Genomic DNA, 23,470 nt, shown 5'->3' on the forward strand with positions numbered 1-23,470 from the left:
AGCGCGTCGTCTACACCGACGCCGAGTGCATCGGCGACGCCAACGCCGAGCGCGTCGTCTACCCCGACGCCGAGCGCGTCGTCTACACCGACGCCGAGTGCATCGGCGACGCCAACGCCGAGCGCGTCGTCTACCCCGACGCCGAGCGCATCGGCGACGCCAACGCCGAGCGCGTCGTCTACACCGACGCCGAGCGCGTCGTCTACGCCAACGCCGAGCGCGTCGTCTACGCCGACGCCGAGTGCGTCGTCTACACCGACGCCGAGCGCATCGGCGACGCCAACGCCGAGCGCATCGGCGACGCCAACGCCGAGCGCGTCGTCTACACCGACGCCGAGCGCGTCGTCAACGCCGACACCGAGCGCGTCGTCTACGCCAACGCCGAGCGCGTCGTCTACGCCAACGCCGAGCGCGTCGTCTACGCCGACGCCGAGCGCGTCGTCTACACCGACGCCGAGCGCGTCGTCTACACCGACGCCGAGCGCGTCGTCTACGCCGACGCCGAGCGCATCGTCAACACCGACGCCGAGCGCGTCGCCAACGCCGACGCCGAGCGCCTCGTCTACGCCGACACCGAGCGCATCGTCTACGCCGACGCCGAGCGCATCGGCGACACCAACGCCAAGCACTACAATCATTTATGTACCGGTAATCGTGCCAACACCAACGCCAACACCAACAACGGTAATCGGTACAATTGTGGACGATACGGTGATCAATGAGGATCCCATTCCTTTGGGGCCAGCGGCAACGGTAGCTCTAGCGCAGCCGACAGCTTCACCCCAGACTACACCGGCGCCTCCCCCTGCTCCGTCAGCACCAGCAACGACGAAGTCTGAGGAAGAAGTGATCATAGACGATGAGATTCCTTTGGGGAGTGTGGATATACCCCGCAAGCTGCCGCAGACCGGGGAAGCCAGTCCAGCACCGTATTACCTCGTTGGTCTGGGAATTGCAGGTTTGGGTTTGCTGCTCAGTAGAGCAGCTAGGAGCAGCCGACGCAAACGGTAAGTGAAGCTGGAAATAGTAGACAAACAAAAGAACAGGGCATCTCTCTTAGTGGAGAGACCCTGTTCTTTTGTATTAACTTGGGTATGGATTTCCAGTCGCTCCCTAAGCCATGGTATACTATGCTGAAAATTGGTTGGCGCCAAGCCAGGTGATTCAATTCTTATAGAAGGAAAGGCGGCAGACGTTCATGTGGAGTGTAATTATACTTGCCGTAGTGATGATTATTGCCGGCGGTGTGACTTATGCAGGATTCTTTTTTTATGGCATCGCGATCAAGCGGGCACCGAAGGAATTTCTGGCAAAGACGCCTGATCTAAAGGTGGACCCGCCGGTTGCCGGGGCGTCCTGGGGCGAAGGAGCAGAGTGGGTATCCCGTCACAGCTTCAGAAATGTTGATATTATGTCTGATGATGGGCTGATGCTGCGCGGCTACTATCTTCCGTCAGAGCGTGCCGCAGGGCGAACTGCTATTATAGCGCACGGATATTCCGCGAAAGGTAAGGATATGGGGGCATGTGCCAAAATCTATTATGAGACTATGGGCTATAATGTACTGCTTCCCGATGCCCGTGGACATGGGAACAGCAAGGGGGATTATATCGGGTTCGGCTGGCCGGAGCGCCGGGATTATCTGAAGTGGATCGGGTACATCCTGGCGGAGAATGGACCGGAAGCACAGATTGTGCTGCACGGGATATCTATGGGCGGAGCAACCGTGATGATGACTTCGGGAGAAGAGCTTCCGCCGCAGGTAAAAGTTATTGTAGCCGACTGCGGATATACCTCGGTCAAAGCGCAGTTATCTTACCAGCTTTGGCGGATGTATCATCTGCCAAGCTTTCCTTTTGTGCATATGGCAAGCCTCATCACCCGCATCAGAGCCGGGTATTTCTTCGGAGAGGCCTCCGCTCTGAAGCAGGTCCGCAAAGCCCGCGTGCCCATACTGTTCATACATGGTGATGCCGACAGGTTCGTGCCGTTCCATATGATGGAGGAGCTCTATCAAGCTTGCAGGAGTCCTAAGGATAAGCTTGTAGTGCATGGTGCGGGACACGGCCTCGCGTATGACACAGATAAAGCATCGTATATAGCGAAGGTGGCTAATTTTGTTACCCGGTACATCCATTGACCTTGCAAAAAAGCCCCGGAAACGTAGACGCGCCCGATATCCGCGGAATGCGGTTATCGGGCGCTAATATGTTCCACACATGGGACTGCATCCTATCTACAAGAAAGCAGCGAAACCATGTCTTATGCGTATATTTAATCCCCCGCCGTCCATGAGAAAAACGGGTGTCTTGATCCTTGTTATTTCCAGCAGCCGTGTGGCGAGAATAATCCTTCCAAAACGACAAAAGCCCTACCTCTCTTTTGTCCTTGCGGCTCCGTGGCCGCGCCAGTGCGAATCGGAAAACTATGTTCGAATTTAATCTCATAAAAAGGAAGAGTACTGCAAGAAAACGTAAGATTTTGTGTCCAAAATGCCGATATAGATAAATGCGCAACGAATCGGCCTGACATCTTCTTGATGGGGATAGTATATACTGCAAACAAATATTCACTAAGTATATCACGGAATGTAAAGAAATGCAAATAGTTAGGCTCAACAGGAACGTTGGAAACGAGGGAACCGATGAAGGTATACGGAGCTTTTTTGAAAAGACAGATTTTTAACTACATATTTGGTTCCGTGGTTGCTGTACTTGCGGTGGGAAGCCTGATCCTTCTCTCCTCGCTTGAAATAAGCCCCAAAGAGTACCTTCGGCTGCTGTTCATATTGCTGATCTCGTTTGTTATTATGGCTGTTGCGGAAATCGGTGTTTTTGTCAGACAGATCCGGCCAATCCGGATGGCGCTTACGGAGCAAAAACCGACACTGGCCATGCTGGATGAAGCTTATCTGCATACTCACCGGATGCCGAAGCTTGCGGTACAGCGGATAATGGGCCCGCATTTTCTCGGGTTGTCTCTGCCGGCAACACTCCTGACCCTATGGATGATTCGTACCGGATGGATCAGTCTGCCTTACTTTTATCTAATACTTGCGGTCGCGGGGGCCATTCTGGTGGCATGCATGCACGCGCTGATTGAATTTTTTCTGACCTCCTCGGCAATCATCCCGCTGATAAAAGAATTCAGGAACCGGGCGTTGGCAATCTATAAGGTGGACCTTTCTCTGGAAGGTCATGTGTTTGTACCCATTCGCCCCAAATTTCTCGTCACTTGTATGCTGATCGGTACTTTCCCGCTCTTTCTGTTCATTATGGCAACCCAGATCAGGCTGGAAACGCTGCGTAACGGAGGAGTGGACGGGATGCAGAACTATTGGGAGTGGGCAGGGCTTGTGCTGTTAATCGGTACCCTCTTTTCTTCCATAGCAGCTTGGCTTCTGACCCGAAGTGTGCAGCATCCGATCAACGAGTTGTACCAAGCCATGAACAATGTCAAAGACGGACGGCTACTGCAGGTGCAAGACGAGTACTCTGATGAATTCTCGAAGCTTGTTGCCGGTTTTAATATGATGGTCCGGGGTCTGCAGACCCGGGAACAGCAGAACAGACAATTGCTAGACAGCTATTTCACCACCTTAGCCGTCGCACTTGATGCCCGGGACCCTTACACGGCCGGTCACTCGCTGCGGGTGGCAGAATATTCGGTGATTATTGGCCAGCTCGCAGGGCTTAGCGGGCAGAAGCTGGATGATCTCCGCAAGTCTGCCCTGCTGCATGATATCGGTAAAATCGGCGTAAGGGACAGTGTTCTCTTCAAGGAAGAAGCGCTGACCGACGAGGAATTCGACCAGATCAAGAGCCATCCCGTCCTTGGTGAGAATATTCTGCGTCAGATTGAGCCTGTGGAAAAGATGGCGCCATATCTGGGCGGGGTTCGTTCGCATCATGAACGTTATGATGGGAGAGGGTACCCGGACGGCCTGGCCGGAACGGTTATTCCGCTGCATGGCCGGATTATAGCCGTGGCTGATGCCTATGATGCCATGACCTCGGACCGGCCATACCGCAAAGGGATGAATCATGAGCGTGCACTGGCTATTCTGGAACAGGGCATGGGCACCCAGTGGGACCCTGAATTTACCGGTTTGTTTCTGGCGTATTTCGGAAAAACTGAGAAATCCGATGGAGCAGGTTATCCGGGCCGGGTTGGTTAGCGGTGAAGCGCGGGCAGTGAATAACGACTTTATCCTAATATTTCTTATTGAAGCGGATGCCATCCATTTATGATCGGTATCCGCTTCTGCTTGCGTGCCTATTTTGTGAACTGCTCCCTAAAACCGACAAATCCCGAGTACATTCATTGAAGGATTGCAAACAGACCGTTATAATTAATAAGTCTGGATTTTAACTAAAAAATAAGGGAGATCATTATGAAACGCGCAGATGTGCTGCTGATTTCCATCGTGCTCATTGCCGCGCTTGCTTTTATCGTGCCGAGATGGCTCTCGAACGATACCGACAAGGCGGGACCCGGCAACAACCTAGTAGCCAATATAACGGTGGATGGCAAGCTGTATAAGACAGTGAAGCTTACAAAAGAAGAACAAACCATTGATATCCGCACAGAGCGCGGTTATAACATTTTGAAGGTGTATGACTACGGGATTGAAATGTACGATGCGGATTGTCCGGACAAGGTATGTCTGGGCTTCGGCCATATTACCCGTCCCAAGCAGACCATTGTGTGCCTGCCGCACCGGGTATTAGTAGAAATAGCAGGCGGCGTGTCCGGGGAGGAAGAGATAGATGGCTATGTCCAGTAGTGAATCGGCAACAGCATTGAAACGAACGGTAATTGTGGCCATATTCGCTGCAGTCGCTGTAGTGCTAAGTCTGGTAGAAGCACAGATTCCGCTGGTTGGGGTTGGACTGATGCCTGGCGCCAAGCTCGGATTTGCCAATATCATGATTCTGACATGTATTTTCTTTTTGCGGGGCCGTGACGCCTTTATGCTGGTCATTCTGAAGACATTGCTTACCGCTTTTTTGCTCGGCACATTTTCGAGTCTTCTCTTCAGTCTGTTCGGATCACTGCTCAGCTTTGTAGTGATGTTTCTGCTGGTGAAATGGGGAGGCAAGAAATTTAGTGTGATTGGTATTAGTATAGCGGGCGGACTGGCTCATAATACAGGGCAGCTGTTCGCGGCAGCCATTGTATTTAAATCCATGAGTATTTTCTACTACTTGCCGGTGCTGCTTATTACCGGGATTGTAACGGGGATTGCCGTTGGCTTCGCCGTACGTTATCTGGTAGCGTCGCTGTCCAAAATATCGCTGTTCGAAGAGTTTTTGGGCTAAAGCGGGTCCAACAGCGGAAGGATGACTAACATGATTGAAGCATATCAAGATCTGGAGGAAGAAGGAGTGCCGGCTGTGGTTCAGCTGGACGGAGTCTCTTTTGGCTATGATCCGGACGGTTCCATTCTCCACAATATCAACTTATCCATTCCACAGGGCCAGTGGGTGAGTATCGTGGGTCCGAATGGCTGCGGCAAGTCGACGCTGGTTAAGCTGCTGAATGCGCTCCTGCCTAAGAGCGGCGGGGAGATCACTATATGCGGCCATCGGCTGGGTGAAGAAACGATTGGAACGATCCGGCAATGTATCGGCATGGTGTTCCAGAATCCCGATAATCAGTTTATCGGGGCTACGGTTGAAGAAGATATATTGTTTGGCCTGGAGGGGTTGTGTTTGCCCTACGCTGAGATGGAGGAACGGCTTAGAACCTACACCTTGAAGCTGGGGATTGAGGATCTGCTGGCCAAGCATCCGGGCGAGCTGTCGGGTGGACAAAAGCAGCGTGTCGCCATCGCTTCCATTCTTGCCATGAAGCCAGGCATCGTCATCTTTGACGAGGCCTCTTCCATGTTGGATGAGGCAAGCCGGGATGAACTGCTGGGCATCCTGCAGGGGATGCGGGCCGATGGGCAATACACTATCCTGATGATCACGCACGATGCTGACGAGATTCTGGCCTCCGACCGGGTACTGGCTCTGCACAGCGGTGGCATTGCTGCTGATACTACCCCCCAGGAGCTGTTCAGAAATACAGAGCTTCTGGAGAAATGCCATCTGCTGGAGCCGTATCCATGGCGCCTGGCCCGGGAACTTCAAAGCCGGGGAATCAGGGTGGATGTGCCTTCCAGTGAAAAGGAGCTAATAGAAACACTATGGCCATTCAACTAGAGCAAGTAGGTTTTACTTATGCCGAGAATAGTCTATGGAAACAGACGGCGCTGCATGATATTACCCTAGGCATTCCCAAGGGCTCGCTGACTGGGATTGCTGGTGCAACTGGCTCCGGCAAGTCCACGCTGCTGCAGCTATTCAATGGTATCCTCAAACCAACGCACGGGACTATAAAAGTTCTGGATGTAACCATACACGCCGGTGAGAAATCGCCCAAGCTGCTGCCGCTGCGACGCCGGGTCGGACTGGTCTTTCAATTTCCGGAGCAGCAGATGTTCGAAGATACGGTGGAAAAGGACCTGATCTTCGGACCCCTCAATTTTGGCATGAGTCCGGAGGAGGCTAAGGAGCGTGCGCGCAAGGCCATGCTGGAAATGGGGCTGGATCTCGCGTTGCTCTCACGTAACCCGTTCCGCTTAAGCGGAGGACAGATGCGCAAGGCAGCCATTGCCTCCGTACTGGCCATGGACCCGGAGATAGTTGTGCTGGACGAGCCGACAGCTACGCTGGATCCGGTCAGCCGTGCTGAACTAATCTCACAACTACAACGTCTCTGCCGCGAACAGGGACGAACGATCATTATCGTAACCCACCGGATGGACGAACTGCTGCCGGTTGCCGACCGCTGGGTTCTGCTGAAGGACGGGAAGATTGCTTTTCAGGGCAGCGGCGGTGAGCTTGCCGCCGATCCCGGCATTCTTACACGCTGCGGTCTTGGCGTGCCGCATTCTCTCCGTTACTGGCAGGCCATTGCTGGCAAGTTCGGACTTACGGGCGAGAAACCCCGCTTGACCGCTGAGAGCCTTGCCGAGCTGATTGCTTCATTGCCGGGGACGCTCCGGTCTGGCACAGCGGCAGAACAGGGGGATGCCCATGAATGAGCGGCTGCTGCTGGGACGCAGCATTGAGACCGGCTCGTGGGTGCATAAGCTGGATGCGCGTTCCAAGCTTACCGGGATGCTGCTGTATGTAGTTGTAATTCTTTTGTCGGATTCCTGGCTGTCGATGGCGCTGCTGGCTGTATTTTCGATTTCGGTCATGGCCTCGACGCGCATTCCGCTGAAGTATTTTATCAAGGCGGCCAAGCCTTTGCGTTATTTGATGTTGTTCATCTTCATTGTGCAGCTCCTGTCCGTCAAAGAGGGAGATGTGCTATGGTCGGCCGGCTCGTTCTCGCTGCATGAGGGTGGTCTGCGTCTGGCAGCTTTCTCTGTCATCCGCATGCTGTTTCTGATCACGTTCACTGCGCTCCTTACCTTTACCACCACCCCTGGCAAGCTGAACCAAGGGCTTGAGGGGATTCTGGCTCCATTCAAAAGGTTAGGGCTGTCGCCGGACCGGATTACCCTGATGATCAGCATTGCGCTGCGGTTTATCCCTACGATTCTGGATGAATCGCAGATTATTATGAAAGCCCAGGCTTCCCGCGGAGCGGATCTGCAGGAACTGCCTTTGAAAGAAAAAGCGCGGATGCTCGTATCGCTGCTAGTGCCGGTGATCTCCAGCGCCTTCCGGCGGGCACAGGATCTGGTCTATTCCATGGAAGCCAGAGGCTTCCGCATGGATGCTCCGCGCAGCCGGTATCACCGCTTGAGGTGGGGCGCTGCCGATACTGTTTTTGTTGCTATGTTCGTTATCATGGGAGTTGTAGTGGCACTATTGTAATATTTTAGGGGGAATTGGCAATGGCAAGATTTTTTAATGGAAAAGAAATTGAACTTCTCGCACCTGCAGGTACATTTGATATTTTCAAGGCAGTGATCGAGTCGGGCTGTGATGCGGTGTATTTGGGCGGTCCTGTACTCAATATGAGAATGATGCGCAAAGGCTATAATCTATCGCATGAAGAAATCATAGAAGCCCTGGCCATAGCCCGCAGCTTGGATAAAAAAGTATATGTCACCGTCAACAATCTGTTCAGCGAAGAGGATGTGGAGGAAGCCAGAGCCTATCTGAAGTTTCTTGACGAGGTCCGTCCGGATGCGCTGATTGTTCAGGATATGGCTGTGCTGGAGCTGATCCGCGAGATGAAGCTTACCGTTCCTATCCATGCTTCCGTCATGATGAATGTACACAATCTGGAGATGATCCATGCACTGCGTGATCTCGGAGTAAGCCGGGTGGTTACCTCACGGGAAATGGATCTGCAGACGGCTAAGCTGCTAGGGCAGCAGAGCGGAATGGAGCTGGAGTATTTTGTTCATGGCGATATGTGTTCTGTTCATGGGGCAAATTGCTATTTCAGCTCCCAGGTCTTCGGGATGAGCAGCAACCGGGGCAAATGCATGAAGCCTTGCCGCTGGGATTACCGGATTAAGAAGGATGGTTATGTATTCCCGGCAGAATATCCGCTGGCCGTCAAAGATATGTTCATGTATGAGCATCTTCCGGAACTGATCGAATCGGGAATAATCTCTTTCAAAATTGAAGGCCGTATGCGCGATAAGGAATTCATGGTCTCCCTGGTGAACAGCTACAGCAACGCCATTGACCGCTACATTGAAGATCCGATTGGCTTTGACCGGACCGTGGACTCCAAAGAGCTATACAAAAACCGCAAACGCGATTTCTCCACCGCTTACGCTTTTGGCAAACCGGGCTTATCGAACATTAACCGCCGTTTCGAAGGCACAGGCAAATTCTACAGCACGGGCAAAGTGTTCAGTACACCAACTGCCGAACGCGAGCTGTCCGAAACCCGGGTGGTGGAGCTGCGCGAACGCCTGGCGGAAGCTCAGAAGGATCCCAAAGCTGCACCTGAACTAGCTGTGCGTGTGAATAATATGGAACAAGCCCGCCTGGTCATCGAAATGGGTGTAGAGAGCCTGTATCTACCTGGAGATGTGTTTGAGCCGGACCGGCCGTTTACAAAGCAGGATATTAAGGCGCTTGGGGCCATTAAAGGGAAAACCCGGTTGTACCTCGGAATGCCACGGATGATGACAGAGCTTCATTTTAACCAGTATGATCATTTGCTAAGTGGAGAACGCCTGCCGATTGACGGACTGATGATTACCAACCTTGGAGCCATTCGTCGCTACAGAGCTGCCGGTTATCCGTTGATCGGTGATGCCAATCTGAATATCTACAATCATCTTGCTGCGAAGCTGTATACCGGACTGGGACTGGAGAAGCTAACCGTATCGCCGGAAATGACGATGGAACATTTTGCCGACTTCACCTCGCGTTGTGATCTGCCTCTGGAGGTTGTTGTTCACGGCACACCGGCGCTGATGTATATGGAACATGATCTGTACGAGAATACCGAGGTTATGGAGCCTATTGCGGAAGAAGATAATCTGTATGTCAAAAATGATGTGCTGGTCCTAAAGACAGATAAAGGGGAAAATCCGGTCTACCGTGACCAATATGGCCGCTGCCATCTGCTGTTCTCCAAAGAACTTTGCTACTTGCCTATGCTGAATGAGATGCGCGGGCTTGGCATTGCCAGCTTCCGGATCGAAGGCGCCACATACAGCACGGGAGAGCTGCGGACCATCATTGCTGCCTACCAGGCTGCTATTAGAGGCGATCATGCGCAGGAAGATTTATTGGGCGGACTTACACCTGTGTATGCGGGTTATACGCTGGGTGCGCTACAGTTTAATTGAACTATTTAAATTTTAAAATATTGAGATAGAGCGTATAATAACGGTAAGCGCATGACTGATAAGTTACTTTTTTCACAAACATTGTCGAGGATTCATAATCCATACTGCACCGCCCGGACGGGCGCCTGAAAGAGAGGGAACCCTTCATGAAGCAACAAGAGACAGCCATTGGAAGAACAGCGGTTGCCGCCAAAAGAAAGCAATATTTCTATCCATGTACTGCACACTTTTACCGGGATGCGCCGCAGCTTGTATGTGGAAGCATGCAGTTTGTCTATGACGAGAACGGCAAGCAGTACACGGACTTCTTTGCTGGTGTATCGGTTGTCGCCTGCGGCCACTGCAACCCTGCGATTACAGGACGCACGATTGCGCAGCTACAGCAGCTACAGCACACCTCAACGGTATATCTTACACAGCCAAATGTGGATTTGGCCGAACGTCTGGAAGAGGTGCTTCCAGGGAAGTTGCGGCGAAGCTTCTTCGTCAACAGCGGCTCCGAGGCCAATGAGGGGGCGCTTCTGCTGGCCAGAATGCATACCGGCCGCAAAGGGTTCATTGCGCTGGAGAGCGGGCTGCACGGGCGTACCAATCTGACGATGAGTGTAACCGGGCTGTCCATGTGGAGAACGGATCAGTACCTGGATGAAGATGTAACCTTTATTGAGCGGCCCTATCATCCGGAGCTTACGCTGGAGGAGGCTGCGGTCGTTTCTCTGAAGAGCCTGGAACGGGTGCTGAAGGAAAAAGGCCACACCATCGCTGCAATGATCGTAGAGCCGATTCAGGGGAACGGTGGCATGATTATGCCTGCCCTCAGGTATTTCCGGGAGGTCAAAGCGCTGCTGGACGCGTACGGGGTGCTCCTGATCGACGATGAGATTCAGACAGGCTACGGCCGTACGGGAGCTATGTTCGCTATGGAGCATTTTGGCGTTGTGCCTGATATTATCAGTATGGCCAAAGCGCTGGGCAACGGGGTTCCGGTAGCTGCCTTTGCGACTACGGATGACATTGCGGCGTCCTTGAACCGTCCTTCCGCTTCGACCTTCGGGGGCAATCCGGTGTCTGCAGCTACGGCGCTGGCGGTGCTGGATTATATCCGCGACGAACAGCTGCCGGTGCGTGCAGCCGAGCTGGGAGCTCGTCTCAAGGGAGGCCTTCATACCCTTCAGGAGCGTTATCCTGGAATGATCGTTGATGTACGTGGCACCGGCCTGATGCTGGGCGCAGAGCTGGCGGCACCAAATGCTGCCGGCTCGGCTGAGCTGACCGACGATGTGCTGGAAGCGATGAAGGACCGCGGGTATTTGATCGGTAAAAATGGTATAGGCCGCAACGTGCTGGCCTTCCAGCCTCCTCTGGTTATTACAGCCGAGGATATTGACGGCATGCTGACTGCTTTGAATGAAGTATTGCTACAAGTTTCTACAGAAAAGGAAGAATAATATGGCCATCTTAAATGCTGTCAAAACCTCTGCACTCAAGCTGAAAATGTTCAGCGAGCTGGTGATGTTTTCCCATACGCTGTTCTCGCTGCCCTTTGCTATCATCTCGATGGTCTGGGCGGCAGGGGGTTGGCCATCCGGACACATGATGCTGTGGGGGCTAATTGCTCTAATCGGTGCGCGGAACGGCGCTAACGCCTTTAACCGTCTGGTTGACCGGACCTTTGACGGTAAGAATCCGCGTACCGCACACCGTCATCTCCCGCAGCGGCTGCTTGCAGAGAAGGAAGTCATTTTCTTCATCATCATCAACTATGCTTTGTTCATTGTAGCTTCCGGTATGCTGAATCTGCTCTGCCTGCTGCTGTCGCCTGTAGCTATCGTTCTAATCTCATCCTATTCCTATACCAAACGATTCACGTTCTTAAGCCATTTGTATTTGGGCTTTGTCATTGCATCGGCGCCGATAGGTGCCTGGTTCGCCGTGACGGGGAATATTGCGTTCACGCCGTTTGTGATTGGTACGGTTGTCATGCTCTGGATCGCCGGGTTTGATATTATCTATGGTACGCAGGATATCGATTTTGACCGCCGGAACGGCCTTTGGTCGATTCCCAGCTTCTTCGGGCTGGAGAATGCGCTGCGTATTTCCAAAGGTCTGCATTTCATTATGATTATGCTGCTGCTGTTCTTGTACCTCTGGCGTGATCTGGGCTGGATGTACCTGGTAGGCATCGGCATTGCTACACTGCTGCTGATGACAGAGCACCGCATTATTAAGCCTCATAACCGGCGGCTGATGAAGGTGGCTTCTTATAATTTGAATCAGGTGATCAGTATGGTGATATTGCTGTGCACGATGATTGATTATTTTTATGTTCGTTAGGGGTGTGTGAGGGCGCGGTTAGGAGAGGCTCCGCTCCGGGGAATGTTTGGATTTCCGGCCGCTGTTGTCTCCAGATGTTTTGGATTAGATCGCTATTAGCGATAACATCTGGAGACAAAGGCGGACGCTATCGCTCCTACAGTTCCAAACTTCCCCGCAGCGAAGTCCTAACCTTGCTGGGCCCACCCCAAAAAAACTAACACAAAAAAGACAACATGCCCGCCCAGCAGGGGGCGGGCACGAACCACTGGCGCGGAAAGCTGGCTTACGCGGCTTTCCTTGGCTTGGTAGTCATTGCCGTGAACTCAGTCCCACTAGGGCCATGGTTCAAGGAGAAACAGCTAAGAGCTAGAAAGATCAACTCCAACAACATCAACCACAACCACATAACAATAGAGCTAAACTTACTCACGGGCGCTTCGCTGCGTTCGGCTGTTTAGCGAAATAAGGCAAAGGCAAGGCAAGGCAAAGGCAATCATCTAACCCTTCGCACTCCTCTGTAGAGGCTCTAACGGAAGAATGCTAAACGCAAAAAGGAAAATACCAATAAGCAAAGGATTAGGAAAACGCAAAAAGAAGGCCCAGACTAACTGGACCTTCTTTTTGCGTTATTAGGCGGGCCGCGGTGGATCGCTGGCTGTCTGTCTTTGACAACGACCCCATATGAGCCAGCCTGTGGTTACTCTTCAGCGTTTGGCTTGGAATTAGCTACCTAGCTGGCCATCTTCCAAGTTGCAAAAAGCACCTATGCAGTACCAACTACACCATTCCAAGCAGCCTTAACGATCCCGGCCGGCAAAATACTGCAGCAGCGTCTCCAGATCAGCATGTGCCGGGTAGCTGGAGAGCTGCTGGATGATTCCAGCGGCCTGCTTCAGATAATCCTGGCTAACTTCCTCCGTACGGGCCAGGGCGTCACTGCGGCCTATCAGGGCCAGCACATGAGCGACCGACTCATCGGAAGAAGAGGGACCGATGGTACGAATCACTGGAGCCAGTTCGGGGTTCTGCAGGGCAAAGAGTACAGGGAGGGTAACCTGGCCATGGCGCAGGTCACTTCCGGCAGGCTTGCCCAGCACATCAGCCGACTGGGTGAAGTCGAGCAGATCATCCTGGATCTGAAAGGACATCCCCAGCGCTTCACCAAAGCTATAGAGCAGGTCCGCGACGTCTTTGGTGCTCTCCGTAGACAGCGCACCAACCCGCAAACAGGTCGCCATCAGCAGGGCAGTCTTATTCCGGGATTTCTCCAGGTACTCTTCGTGGGTAAGGTTGTAATCGTAAGCATGCTCCATCTGCTGGTATTCTCCCAGACATAGTTGAGCGGTAGCTACGGCTGATAGATCATGAACATAACGGTTTTTGTCACCTGTGTATTTGCTGAGCAGCTCAATTACGCGGGCGGACATATAATTCCCGATATGCACCGCGGAGAGTACGCCAGTCTTGGTATGCAAGGCCGGAGCCCCCCTGCGCAGTTCAGCATTGTCAATAATATCATCATGAATTAGTGAGGCGGCGTGTATAAATTCAGCAGCAGCAGATAACTGAAGAGTTCTGCGGCCCACAGGCTTGGGTCCAAAGCGGCTGCCGACGATGACCATCAGCGGACGGAGCCTTTTACCTCCGGAGCCGGTCAGCTCCAGGATACTCTGGGCCAGCTGTGACTTTTTGGGTACATCTTTATCACGGACCACAATATTCTGGATTTCATGGTTAATTTCATTCAGGTCTATGTTTAAGGCTTCGTGCAGCTTCATCTTTATGGTTCCCACCTGTCAAATGGCTTTGCTGGTACGGCTGTGCTGCCTCCGCTCCTGAATCAGGAACTCTTCAATGCCCGCCGCCGGATTTTGTTCTGCGAAGTCTCCATTTGACCGCGCGATTTGCATTTTTTTAATCGAAGGAGCCAGATAAGCAACAAGGTCCAGTTCACGGCATTTCACCGCAAATTGCAGATAAAAGCTGTACAAATAATCTCCATCCAAAATGTTGCGGGTAAGGTCAGGATGATGTGGAGCACATTCCATATGGCGCTCAGCCGCTACAGTAAGAATGATATATATACCTAGCAAATGGACTTTGCGGTCATATTCCAGATCATGGCGTTCCAGTACCGAGAGCAGTTGCTCACATTCTGCCGGAGAGAGACGCAGCTGAATTCCGGCGATCGGGGACATTTCAGCCTGAAGCAACCGGATGCTGTTTTCAATGATTTTTCTGTTCACAAGATTCTCTCCTTCTTGTCGGTTTTGCCGGAAGAAACCATAACCTTGATTATCCCTACAAAACCCTTTGTTAAAAATCCAAACAAATCTGCGATGGATTATGCTAGTACCTTAATAAATAAGGAGAGTAATGTGTCCAACGGACACATTACTCTTAAGAACATCATATTCAGCTGAAACAACATACAATACACATAAGTTGCTGATATTATTGATTACACGATGTTAGAAATGCGAAACAACGGGTATATATATCAGTCGGTATATAAATACCACCGGCGCACAAGCGGGATTCGTTTCCACTGCTTTTTGAGCCAAGGCAGGACATAGTAGTCCAGACCGAAGACGCTGCCGGATCCGCCGATGCACGCGATAGCTGCTCCAACATACCAGAGCATTTCTGTAGAAGCCATCTTGGTAGACCAGATCATAACGGCCATTGCTATGGTCGCTATTGAAGCAATCGCAGTAAACAGACCCACGATAAGCATAACGCCGAAGACGATTTCGGCACATACCATGCCGATTTGGAACCATTTTGCCAGTGCTGTATAATCTGTTCCGCCACTGTTATAGAACATCAAGTTCATAAACCAGTGGGTAATATCATAAATCCATCCTGGAACCCACAAAGCTTCAACCGCTTCCTTGGCAGTTGATACTGCGGAGGCTGCGGACTGTGCATCTACTGTATCTTTGACGGCATCGACGGCAACGCTGGCCGAGGAGGCAGCATCCGTAAGATGTGCAGGAGCAGGAATCAGGAAAATCTTATTTGGATCTTCCCAGATCTTTCTGAGCTTGTCTATACCTTCATATAACCACATGCCCCCAAGCAGCATACGGAGCGGAACCAGCCAGAAGTTCGGCGAACGTTTGGAGAAATAGCCGCCGACAAAGCTCTTGCGGTTCTCTACATGGAAGAATTCATGCATCATGTAGGTCCATACTTTGTTAAAACCTACTACTTGAGAAAGATAGAACATATTGATAAAATGCTTGGACAGCATTGCCATGAATCCGGTAAGCATGAAGAACTTGCCTGGAAGACCTACGTTCGCAACACCGTACCGGCTGCCGATGGAGACCATCGTGCCGTGGAAGCCTGGTTTGTAGGCTTTTTTGGCGGTACCGCTGATGTCTGCAGCAATGTTGTTGGCAATGACCGGAGCAGCTTGTTCAGCATTTTCAACCATCTGTGGAACCGGACGGGTTTCACCTTCAGGAATATAGAAAATATTGTCCCCAACTACGTAGACGTTCTTGTGGTCAACACTTTCCAAATGCTCGTTGGTAACGATGCGTTTACGTCCCTGTTGTTGTACTTCAAGGCCGCCAACGATTTCGGAGCCTTCCACACCGGCAGTCCAGACAATAGTCTGGGAATCTACGATGTTCTTCTCGCCGAGCGCTACACTGCCGTTACCTACTTCAGTGATCTTGGCACCGGTAACGATTTCGACGTTCAGCTTGCGCAGACGGGCTTCAGCCTTCTGAATCAGCTTATCCGGAAGGATAGGCAGAATCTTCGGAGCCATATCGGCAACGATCAGACGCACTTCGGAAGGATCGATGAAGAATTCTCTGCACAGTTCTTCGCGTTGCTCGGCCATTTCACCAACCAGTTCGACACCCGTGAATCCGGCACCGATGATGACGAAAGTCAACATTGCGCGGCGTACAGCAGGGTTCTTCTCCTTGGCGGCTTTGGTGTACATATCGCGGATCTGGCGTTTGAGCGCAACCGCATCATCATACGACCAGAAGGAGAAGGTATTCTCTTCCGCTCCGGGAATTCCGAAGAATGTGGGTTTGCTGCCTGTGCCGATTACCAGGTAATCGTAAGCATAGGTTGCTTTGTCAGATTTAAGCTTCTTGCTTTTGAAGTCAATATTGCTGATCTCATCCAGTACAACATCCACTTTCAGGCCGGCAAAAATTTTCTTCAAATCCACTTTGATTGAATCCTCAGGCGCGCGGTTCGCGGACACCTCATGCAGTTCAGTCAAGAGAGTGTGATAAGGATTGCGGTCAATCAGCTTAATCTCTACATCTTTATTATTCTTATACTTCTTTGCCAGTTTCTTAGCCGTGAGTACGCCGCCGTAGCCGCCGCCCAAAATGACTATTTTCTTCAAGGGAAACTCACCTCATTCTTCTGATTAGCTGCAAGAGGGAAGCGAATATTATTTCGCGCCTTCAAGTGCTTTTTCTGCAAGTGTAAAGTATTCGCCAACATGGATGGAAACGCCGGAAATAGCGTCGGTTTTGCCTTCTGCATCCATAGTAGGAGCAGCGCCCTTGTTATCAAGGAAGTATTTTTCGGCCAGAGCGATTTCTTCGTGCCATTCAGCAGCAGCGCCGCCGGCTTTCATGCCGTACTTGCCGTCTACAGAATATTGTTTCTTGTCGTCACCGGCAGCATTCACGCCGCTGAAATTAGCAGCTACGATATTTCCGCCTGCAACCGTAATAGCGACAGTAGATTTCCAGCCGGATTCTGCATCCATTTCGCCTTCAGCAGTGTATCCGCCATCTTTGTAAGGACCAACTTCTGTAGGGCCTGCAGCCAGAGCGGCTTGAGAAGCAGCAACAAAGTCACTTACACCAACGGAAACGCCGGAGATTGCATCGGTTTTGCCTTCAGCATTTACAACCACTGCTGCAGGATCCTGTTTTTCAATTAAAAAGGCTTCAGCTTTAGCTGCTTGCTCATGCCATTCTGCTTGGCCGCCACCTTTGGATACCAGGCCGTATTTTCCATCTTCAGATACTTTTTTCTTCAGGTCGCCAGCGTTTTTAACGTTGAAAGCGTCCCAATCCGCTTTGGTGATTTTGCCGCCTTCTACAGTCAGCAGAACGAACGATTGCCAGCCGGTTTTTTCATCAGCAGGTGCTGTTCCATAATATGTTCCATCTTGATACTTACCTGTTTCAGCAGTTGCAGTGCCGGCATCAGTTGCCGCAGGTGCAGTGGATTCTACAGGAGCATTCGTAGCCGCCGCGTTCTTCCCGTCATTGTTGTTGCCGCAGCCTGCCAGCAAAGTACCAAGTACAAGAGCACTCGACAAAATTACAGAAGCTTTTTTCATTTTAATGTGACCTCCAAAGAAATAGTTTAAAATATATATATTAAAATGTAAAACATTTTAATAGCTGTTGGAAGTGATAAAAATCACTTTATAAATGACATATATCACTTTTGAATCGGTCTTAAGACCCTTTTTGTATCCGCTATATGACTTATATCGACAGATAATAGAAAAAATTTTAATTATCTTGTTTTATCTCCGGTGGCATTCTAGCATATTTAAACCAATAGACAAGTGAAAAAAATCACTTGAAAGTAAACTAATTTATCAACACATGAATTATATCAAATTTTAAAATACTTGGATACGGTTTTAAGAGACTATTATGTGACAAAAAACGACGTAATCTGCTGTTCTCCTCTGCGGACGGTATTAGATTCAATTTAAAGGAACAGGGGTAATGTTTTTTTAAGACATGAGCCTCTGGTCACTACTAAAAAAGACACCTAAGGAGATGAGCATGTAATGGATAACAACGTAATCAAAGGTAAGTGGATGCAGCTTAAAGGTGAAGCCAAGAAACAATGGGGACAACTCACGGATGATGACCTTGATGTTATCGACGGTGAGAAGGATAAGCTGGTAGGCAAACTCCAGGAGCGCTATGGCCATACCAAAGATGATGCAGAAGCGGAATACCGCAATTGGGAACAATCGATCCGCCACTAATATAAAAGCACACCTTCAGAACAGGCTCAAAACAGGATAATCACATGAGCAGGAGAGGCGATGTCTATGTATAAATCCCATGTTGTAAGCGGCAGGATTATCGAGATCAACACTGACCGGGTACTTACACAACAGGGTGAGATGTTCTGCAGCTTTCATCCCCGGTACTATATGCTTCCGGATGTTGAGACATGGACACCTGAGGAATGTGACCTGAAAGAGGAGTCTGTAATGATATTGCATAAGCAGAGCGGAGACCGGAGCATGAAAAGACGCTGGAGTCTTATGAGGCCTTGGTTTCCGCAGCATAAAAAGAGCGCAAATCGTATCTGATTTGCGCTCTTTTTATGCCTGGTTCACATGAACTATTAGGACTCTGATTTCATGTATTGATTCTACTTATTATGGTACTATGATTGTTAAGAATTACCTACCTGTACTATCGAAGGAGTGTGCTATGGAGTATTTGAAGAGTTTTTTTGTGAACACAGCTCTGCTGATTACTGTCGCTTATCTGGCGAATTTAATATATAAACATACGATTTCTCATGCCCCAGAGACTGTCAAAAAGGTAAGCTGGGTCATACTTTCCATTTTTGCCGGCTGGATCACCATATTGTTTGGATACAGACTGCATGAGAATGCCATCTTTGATCTTAGGTTTGTGCCGCTGATTATCTCCACCCTCGCATTTCCCCAGCCCTTTATTCTTATAATAATTGGAGTGGGCATAGGCTTGACCCGTCTCTTCTTCGGGGTGAACGAGGCGGCGGTGGCAGGCGTGCTGAATTTATCGATTTTGGGATTCGTGTGTGCCGGGCTCAGCTATTGGGTGCGCCGTACGACGGTTACGATTGTGGGCAAGGGCCTCCTAGTTATTCTGGTTGTTAATTTGTTGAATGCGGTGAATATCATTGTATTTGGAGTGATACCGGATCAAGTGTACCTAACGCACATTATGCCTGCCACGTTACCTGCAGGGATCGCTCTGAGCATACTGTTTTCGCTGATCATCCGTGATTTTCAGCTTGATCTGCAGCGCACCGGACAGGTGGTAAGGGCAAATGAACTGCTCTCCGCACAGGCGGAAGAGCTGCATAAGAATAAGATTGTACTGGAGGAACGGGCGAAGCAGCTGATGCTGGCCTCCCAATTCAAATCGGAGTTTTTGGCTAATATGTCGCATGAACTGCGGACACCGCTTAACAGTATCATTAATTTATCGCAGATTATTGAAGAAAATGATCTGCAGCTTGCCCGGGAGGAGATCGCTGAATATGGCGCAATCATACACCGGTCCGGCAATGATCTTCTGGCGCTGATCAATGATATTCTGGATCTCTCCAAGGTAGAAGCGGGCAAGCTGGATGTGGTTAATGAGGAGCTTAATGTCAGTGAGATTCCAGAATTGCTCGCACTTCAGTTTACAGTAGCAGCCAGACAGAAGGGATTGGAATTCAATATTACACTCAGCGAGAACGTGCCACAGGTGATTCATTCGGATCCTCAGCGGGTACAGCAGATTCTCCGCAATCTGTTGTCCAATGCGTTTAAATTTACGGTGGACGGCTTTGTATCGCTGAATATTCGGCTGGTTGAGCGCTTAGAAGGACCTGTCCTGAAACGCTGGGTGGTCTTTGATGTGCAGGACAGCGGGATTGGAATTGCCGCCGACAAGCATATGATCATTTTTGAGGCTTTTCAGCAGGCGGACAGCAGCATCAGCCGGAAGTATGGAGGGACAGGCCTCGGACTATCCATCAGCAGTGATCTGGCCAAGCTCCTGGGCGGATTCATTACACTATCCAGCAAGGAAGAACATGGAAGCTTATTTTCCCTATATTTACCACTCTAATTGTCAGGACAGGAAAGTTCATGGGAATCCAATTTTATTTGTGATTTTGGCGTATTGACAGGAGCTTGATGCAGAGTAGAATGAAGCAAAAGCCGCATCAAAGGAGTGTAATTCCCCCCATGAACATCATGAGAAACAGGCTTGGCGGTTCGAGTTCAAAACCTCTCCGCAAAGCCTCGGTACATCGTAAGAATCTGCAGATCGCTACGTTTGAGGGGGTACCATCAACGATATTTCAGGTACTGCTCCAAGGGCAGTTCCTGACAGGCTTTCTGTTATATCTTGGAGCAAGCTCCAGTCAGATCGGTTTTGTGATTGCACTTACTACATTGGTGAATGTAGCGCAGATAGGTGTAGCTTTTCTGATTCAAAAGCTGCCAAGCCGCAAATGGGCCATGGTGACTTTTATCGGCTTGCACAGGCTGCTCTGGGGCTCAACCGGGCTGGTCCCGTTTATTTTTCCGCAAGAGTATTGGGTCACCGCATTTATCGTTTTATATACGATTGCCTTCATTGCCAATACAGCAGGTGGTGTATTGTGGAGTTCTGTAATCAGCGACCTGGTTCCTGCACGCGTAAGGGGCCGTTATTTTGGAATCCGCAATACGGTTCTGAATGCCTTGGGAAGTCTGGTAATGTATGGCGGCGGTCTTATACTTGACCGTTATCCCGGAGGACACGGGTTTCTGATTCTGTATATTGTGGTCTGGATTTTTTCCATCTCCAATATCATCGTGTTCTTTTTCTATCCGGACGTGCCGTTTGAGAAATCGGAGGAAAAGGATTTTCTGCCGATGCTGAAGAAGCCTCTGCATGATACGCTGTTCATGAAATCTACATTGTTCTTGTCCGCATGGCTGTTGCTGCAGAACCTGACGGTTCCGCTTTATTCCTATGTCATGCTGCAACTGCTGGATATCAATTATGAGACCTTGTCCCTGCTGAACGTATCGCAGACGATCTTCATGATGGCGAGCTTCTATGTATGGGGAAATCTGAATGCCAGGTACAGCAATAAGCGGCTGCTGCTCTGGACACTGCCGATTATCGCCATATCCTCGCTGCTCTGGGGACTGCTGTCTGTACTGCCGATGCTGCTTGTGCTCTTTGCCGCCCATATTGTGTTCGGTGTAGGTGTGGGGGGCTTTAACCAGCTGGCCTTCAACTTCATCATTGGCGATACGCCGAAGAAAGAACGGCCTATGTACATGGCAATGTATGCGGCGCTGACAGGACTTGCCGCATTTTTTGGACCGCTTATCGGAGGGCGGATCTATGAGTGGATACAGGAATGGCCGCAATGGATGCAGGTATACGGGATGCAGCTTATCGTTGGTCTGCTGATGCTTGTTCTGGCACTGCTGCTGGGCCGGCGTATTCTAAGGGACTAAATGCAAAGGAAGGCCCGGCCTTCCTCTGACTTCGCGTGATAGGAGATCATTCAATGACAAGAATTGCAGTAGTACTGGGGGCTACGGGCCTTGTAGGCAGGGCGTTAACGGAAGATCTGCTGAACGGCGATTGGGATGAGGTACGCGTGCTGGTGCGTCATCCATTGAAGCTAGAGCATCCCAAACTGAAGCAGGTGATCATTGATTGGGAGCAGCTCGCACAGTACAAGGAGCAATTTGCTGGTGCTTTTGCCGTCTTTTGCTGTCTTGGAACAACCATCAAAAAAGCCGGCTCGCAGAAACAGTTCGAACGTGTGGATCTGGAATATCCACTTGCTGCTGCGGCGCTGGCCAAAGCCTGCGGTGTGAAGCAGTTTCTGGCGGTTTCCTCGATGGGGGCAAATGCCAAATCGCGCAATTTCTATTCCCGAACCAAAGGGAGAGTGGAGGAAGGGTTGATAGCTGCAGGTTTTCCGGGACTCCATCTGTTCCGCCCTTCTCTCCTGCTGGGAGAACGTGAAGAATTCAGGTTTGGCGAGCGGGCAGCGTCCGTCGTGATGAAAGCGCTGGATTTCGCCATGGTCGGAAATGCGGCCAAGTACCGGGCAATACCCGCAGCGAAGGTGGCAAGAGCAATGATGAACATTGCCCTTGCCGATACGCACGGTGTGCATGTCTATACGAACGAAGTGATTCATGTGATTGGCAAAGTGAAGGCTTGAGGTTTGCAATAAGCTTGGCTCAGGTCGTACAATGGGACATAATCATACGTACATAGCGTGATCACTGCCTTTGTACAGCAAACAGGAGGAGAACATGAGCAAAAAACAGGTAGCAACCGAAAAAGCTCCAGGTGCAATCGGCCCTTACAGTCAGGCGATCATGGCCGGGAACTGGGTATACACATCAGGTCAACTGGGTCTGAATCCGGAGACAGGAGCTTTGGCAGAAGGCGTTGAAGAGCAGGCACGTCAATCGCTAAGCAATGTGAAGGCGATTCTTGAAGAGGCCGGCGCATCCATGGAGCATGTAGTGAAGACAACCGTGTACCTGAAGGACATGAATGATTTTGCGGCTGTGAACGAGATATACAGTACATTCTTCACAGAGCCATATCCGGCACGCAGTGCTGTCGAAGTTGCGCGTCTGCCCAAAGATGGACTGGTAGAGATTGAAGCGGTAGCTCGTAAGAAATAAGCTTGGTAAACAAGAAAATCCCTGAGTGTTTTCCGTAGGAAGGAAGCGCTCAGGGATTTTTGACGTCTAAATAGAGAAATAAACCTTTAATATTTGCTCCGGCGAGGTGTCAGCAGCAGCCATATGGAGTAGAGCAGAAGTAAGCCGGCAGTGACTAGGCCGGTAATAAATACGCTGCCGGTATCTTTGTGCTCCAAGGCAATGGCGATGAAGGCCCAGACGAAGACCAGTGGATAGATACTGTCCCGGTAAGGGAAACTGACAATAACCGCAAGCAAGGTGCCGACACAGAGCATAATTACGGCCCAGGTAGGATCACTTAACCCGAAGCCGTCCCAATGGTTCTTTTCCAGAACAACGCTGACATTAACAATCGTGGCAACGGAGATCCAGCCCAGATAAAGACTGAACGGCAGCTTGACCAGCCATTTCTCGCCCGTAGTGGGGTCAGAGATATTGCGCGTTTTGCGGTAGATGACAATCAGTGTAATCAGCATAAGCACCATAACTGCGAGCGACATCTCAATATAAAGATAATGCCAGAGAAACAGCCAGCCCATGTTAAAAATACAGCTGAGCACAAACCAGATGCCGATCGAGCGCACGGATTCCCGTGAGCCGGTATCCTGCCTAAATTGATACACGATGAAGCCGGCGAGCAGCAGATAGATCAGCGACCAGATGGAAAAGGCGTAGCCGGCGGGTGTAAGTAATGTATGATACCTGTCCGAAATTTCACCGGTGCTGTTCCCGCCAAGCGGCAGAGCCACCGATAGTGTGTTTACGAGGAGTACACCAAGGAAAAACAGCAGATTCCACCATTTATAAGGATTATTCTGTCTCATATTATCCACTCCCTAAACCTGATTATTTGGTACTGA

23 protein-coding genes are annotated in these 23,470 nt (G+C 50.6%); 18 read left to right on the forward strand and 5 right to left on the reverse strand.

Features of this window, described 5'->3' with window-relative positions; all coding sequences use genetic code 11:
• The 12 genes from AC0MA3_RS20325 to AC0MA3_RS20380 form a co-directional block, all read left to right on the forward strand.
• On the forward strand, positions 1-722 hold a 722-nt coding region (locus tag AC0MA3_RS20325), incomplete at its 5' end, for a hypothetical protein (RefSeq protein WP_474657516.1).
• A 13-nt stretch (positions 723-735) separates the two neighbouring features.
• Positions 736-1,011, forward strand: coding sequence for an LPXTG cell wall anchor domain-containing protein (locus AC0MA3_RS20330; RefSeq protein WP_474657517.1), 276 nt, complete (start codon positions 736-738; stop codon positions 1,009-1,011).
• A gap of 187 nt (positions 1,012-1,198) precedes the next feature.
• Complete coding sequence (locus tag AC0MA3_RS20335) at positions 1,199-2,140, forward strand: alpha/beta hydrolase (RefSeq protein WP_474657518.1); 942 nt, start codon at positions 1,199-1,201, stop codon at positions 2,138-2,140.
• Positions 2,141-2,644: 504 nt separating this feature from the next.
• Positions 2,645-4,177: an HD domain-containing phosphohydrolase gene (locus AC0MA3_RS20340; protein WP_474657519.1), complete on the forward strand. Its 1,533-nt coding sequence runs from the start codon at positions 2,645-2,647 to the stop codon at positions 4,175-4,177.
• Positions 4,178-4,393: 216 nt separating this feature from the next.
• Positions 4,394-4,786 (forward strand): NusG domain II-containing protein, encoded by a 393-nt coding sequence (locus AC0MA3_RS20345; RefSeq protein ID WP_379158330.1) that lies wholly within the window; start codon positions 4,394-4,396, stop codon positions 4,784-4,786.
• Positions 4,770-5,321 carry a Gx transporter family protein gene (locus AC0MA3_RS20350; RefSeq protein WP_379158333.1) on the forward strand — a complete coding sequence of 184 codons (552 nt, stop codon included), beginning with the start codon at positions 4,770-4,772 and terminating at the stop codon, positions 5,319-5,321. Before AC0MA3_RS20345 ends, AC0MA3_RS20350 begins: the two co-directional genes overlap by 17 nt.
• Before the next feature lie 30 nt (positions 5,322-5,351).
• On the forward strand, positions 5,352-6,209 hold the full coding sequence (locus AC0MA3_RS20355) for an ATP-binding cassette domain-containing protein (RefSeq protein WP_474657520.1): 858 nt from the start codon (positions 5,352-5,354) through the stop codon (positions 6,207-6,209).
• On the forward strand, positions 6,194-7,093 hold the full coding sequence (locus AC0MA3_RS20360) for an energy-coupling factor transporter ATPase (RefSeq protein ID WP_474657521.1): 900 nt from the start codon (positions 6,194-6,196) through the stop codon (positions 7,091-7,093). The genes AC0MA3_RS20355 and AC0MA3_RS20360 overlap by 16 nt, the downstream gene beginning before the upstream one ends.
• Entirely contained in the window at positions 7,086-7,877 is a 792-nt protein-coding gene (locus AC0MA3_RS20365) for an energy-coupling factor transporter transmembrane component T family protein (RefSeq protein ID WP_474657522.1), read from the forward strand. Before AC0MA3_RS20360 ends, AC0MA3_RS20365 begins: the two co-directional genes overlap by 8 nt.
• Positions 7,878-7,897: 20 nt before the next feature.
• A complete protein-coding gene (locus AC0MA3_RS20370; protein ID WP_474657523.1) occupies positions 7,898-9,823 on the forward strand; it encodes a peptidase U32 family protein in 1,926 nt (641 codons plus the stop codon).
• 146 nt (positions 9,824-9,969) lie between these two features.
• Positions 9,970-11,271, forward strand: a complete 1,302-nt coding sequence (locus AC0MA3_RS20375; protein WP_474657524.1) for an aspartate aminotransferase family protein — start codon at positions 9,970-9,972, stop codon at positions 11,269-11,271.
• Between the two features lies 1 nt (position 11,272).
• Entirely contained in the window at positions 11,273-12,157 is an 885-nt protein-coding gene (locus AC0MA3_RS20380; RefSeq protein ID WP_474657525.1) for a UbiA-like polyprenyltransferase, read from the forward strand.
• Positions 12,158-12,936: 779 nt separating this feature from the next.
• Here AC0MA3_RS20380 and AC0MA3_RS20385 read toward each other — a convergent pair.
• From AC0MA3_RS20385 to AC0MA3_RS20400, 4 genes are all read right to left on the reverse strand, one after another.
• A complete protein-coding gene (locus AC0MA3_RS20385; protein WP_474657526.1) occupies positions 12,937-13,917 on the reverse strand; it encodes a polyprenyl synthetase family protein in 981 nt (326 codons plus the stop codon).
• A gap of 18 nt (positions 13,918-13,935) precedes the next feature.
• On the reverse strand, positions 13,936-14,385 hold the full coding sequence (locus AC0MA3_RS20390) for a hypothetical protein (RefSeq protein ID WP_474657527.1): 450 nt from the start codon (positions 14,383-14,385) through the stop codon (positions 13,936-13,938).
• 254 nt (positions 14,386-14,639) lie between these two features.
• Positions 14,640-16,523, reverse strand: a complete 1,884-nt coding sequence (locus tag AC0MA3_RS20395) for an FAD-dependent oxidoreductase (protein WP_379158360.1) — start codon at positions 16,521-16,523, stop codon at positions 14,640-14,642.
• 48 nt (positions 16,524-16,571) lie between these two features.
• Positions 16,572-17,477: an FMN-binding protein gene (locus tag AC0MA3_RS20400; RefSeq protein ID WP_379158363.1), complete on the reverse strand. Its 906-nt coding sequence runs from the start codon at positions 17,475-17,477 to the stop codon at positions 16,572-16,574.
• A 465-nt stretch (positions 17,478-17,942) separates the two neighbouring features.
• Here AC0MA3_RS20400 and AC0MA3_RS20405 point away from each other — a divergent pair, with 465 nt between their 5' ends.
• The 6 genes from AC0MA3_RS20405 (at position 17,943) to AC0MA3_RS20430 (ending at position 22,589) form a co-directional block, all read left to right on the forward strand.
• Positions 17,943-18,146 carry a CsbD family protein gene (locus tag AC0MA3_RS20405; RefSeq protein ID WP_379158366.1) on the forward strand — a complete coding sequence of 68 codons (204 nt, stop codon included), beginning with the start codon at positions 17,943-17,945 and terminating at the stop codon, positions 18,144-18,146.
• Between the two features lie 66 nt (positions 18,147-18,212).
• Positions 18,213-18,479: a hypothetical protein gene (locus tag AC0MA3_RS20410; RefSeq protein ID WP_474657528.1), complete on the forward strand. Its 267-nt coding sequence runs from the start codon at positions 18,213-18,215 to the stop codon at positions 18,477-18,479.
• A 124-nt stretch (positions 18,480-18,603) separates the two neighbouring features.
• On the forward strand, positions 18,604-20,001 hold the full coding sequence (locus AC0MA3_RS20415; protein ID WP_474657529.1) for a sensor histidine kinase: 1,398 nt from the start codon (positions 18,604-18,606) through the stop codon (positions 19,999-20,001).
• A 119-nt stretch (positions 20,002-20,120) separates the two neighbouring features.
• Positions 20,121-21,392 (forward strand): MFS transporter, encoded by a 1,272-nt coding sequence (locus AC0MA3_RS20420; RefSeq protein ID WP_379158376.1) that lies wholly within the window; start codon positions 20,121-20,123, stop codon positions 21,390-21,392.
• A 53-nt stretch (positions 21,393-21,445) separates the two neighbouring features.
• Positions 21,446-22,114 carry an NAD(P)H-binding protein gene (locus AC0MA3_RS20425; protein WP_474657530.1) on the forward strand — a complete coding sequence of 223 codons (669 nt, stop codon included), beginning with the start codon at positions 21,446-21,448 and terminating at the stop codon, positions 22,112-22,114.
• A gap of 94 nt (positions 22,115-22,208) precedes the next feature.
• Positions 22,209-22,589 (forward strand): RidA family protein, encoded by a 381-nt coding sequence (locus AC0MA3_RS20430; protein WP_474657531.1) that lies wholly within the window; start codon positions 22,209-22,211, stop codon positions 22,587-22,589.
• 86 nt (positions 22,590-22,675) lie between these two features.
• On the opposite strand, the gene AC0MA3_RS20435 is transcribed toward AC0MA3_RS20430, so the two are convergent.
• Positions 22,676-23,434 (reverse strand): TspO/MBR family protein, encoded by a 759-nt coding sequence (locus AC0MA3_RS20435; protein ID WP_474657532.1) that lies wholly within the window; start codon positions 23,432-23,434, stop codon positions 22,676-22,678.
• Between the last annotated feature and the right edge of the window lie 36 nt (positions 23,435-23,470).

It is taken from the genome of Paenibacillus sp. LS-5, assembly GCF_056121505.1.

What these genes read in the sequence shown, in the direction of transcription:
- AC0MA3_RS20335 (WP_474657518.1), top strand. Translation starts at nt 1,199, where the DNA reads ATGTGGAGTGTAATTATACTTGCCGTAGTGATGATTATTGCCGGCGGT.
- AC0MA3_RS20340 (WP_474657519.1), top strand. Translation starts at nt 2,645, where the DNA reads ATGAAGGTATACGGAGCTTTTTTGAAAAGACAGATTTTTAACTACATA.
- AC0MA3_RS20345 (WP_379158330.1), top strand. Translation starts at nt 4,394, where the DNA reads ATGAAACGCGCAGATGTGCTGCTGATTTCCATCGTGCTCATTGCCGCG.
- AC0MA3_RS20350 (WP_379158333.1), top strand. Translation starts at nt 4,770, where the DNA reads ATGGCTATGTCCAGTAGTGAATCGGCAACAGCATTGAAACGAACGGTA.
- AC0MA3_RS20355 (WP_474657520.1), top strand. Translation starts at nt 5,352, where the DNA reads ATGATTGAAGCATATCAAGATCTGGAGGAAGAAGGAGTGCCGGCTGTG.
- AC0MA3_RS20360 (WP_474657521.1), top strand. Translation starts at nt 6,194, where the DNA reads ATGGCCATTCAACTAGAGCAAGTAGGTTTTACTTATGCCGAGAATAGT.
- AC0MA3_RS20365 (WP_474657522.1), top strand. Translation starts at nt 7,086, where the DNA reads ATGAATGAGCGGCTGCTGCTGGGACGCAGCATTGAGACCGGCTCGTGG.
- AC0MA3_RS20370 (WP_474657523.1), top strand. Translation starts at nt 7,898, where the DNA reads ATGGCAAGATTTTTTAATGGAAAAGAAATTGAACTTCTCGCACCTGCA.
- AC0MA3_RS20375 (WP_474657524.1), top strand. Translation starts at nt 9,970, where the DNA reads ATGAAGCAACAAGAGACAGCCATTGGAAGAACAGCGGTTGCCGCCAAA.
- AC0MA3_RS20380 (WP_474657525.1), top strand. Translation starts at nt 11,273, where the DNA reads ATGGCCATCTTAAATGCTGTCAAAACCTCTGCACTCAAGCTGAAAATG.
- AC0MA3_RS20385 (WP_474657526.1), bottom strand. Translation starts at nt 13,917, where the DNA reads ATGAAGCTGCACGAAGCCTTAAACATAGACCTGAATGAAATTAACCAT.
- AC0MA3_RS20400 (WP_379158363.1), bottom strand. Translation starts at nt 17,477, where the DNA reads ATGAAAAAAGCTTCTGTAATTTTGTCGAGTGCTCTTGTACTTGGTACT.
- AC0MA3_RS20405 (WP_379158366.1), top strand. Translation starts at nt 17,943, where the DNA reads ATGGATAACAACGTAATCAAAGGTAAGTGGATGCAGCTTAAAGGTGAA.
- AC0MA3_RS20410 (WP_474657528.1), top strand. Translation starts at nt 18,213, where the DNA reads ATGTATAAATCCCATGTTGTAAGCGGCAGGATTATCGAGATCAACACT.
- AC0MA3_RS20415 (WP_474657529.1), top strand. Translation starts at nt 18,604, where the DNA reads ATGGAGTATTTGAAGAGTTTTTTTGTGAACACAGCTCTGCTGATTACT.
- AC0MA3_RS20420 (WP_379158376.1), top strand. Translation starts at nt 20,121, where the DNA reads ATGAACATCATGAGAAACAGGCTTGGCGGTTCGAGTTCAAAACCTCTC.
- AC0MA3_RS20425 (WP_474657530.1), top strand. Translation starts at nt 21,446, where the DNA reads ATGACAAGAATTGCAGTAGTACTGGGGGCTACGGGCCTTGTAGGCAGG.
- AC0MA3_RS20430 (WP_474657531.1), top strand. Translation starts at nt 22,209, where the DNA reads ATGAGCAAAAAACAGGTAGCAACCGAAAAAGCTCCAGGTGCAATCGGC.
- AC0MA3_RS20435 (WP_474657532.1), bottom strand. Translation starts at nt 23,434, where the DNA reads ATGAGACAGAATAATCCTTATAAATGGTGGAATCTGCTGTTTTTCCTT.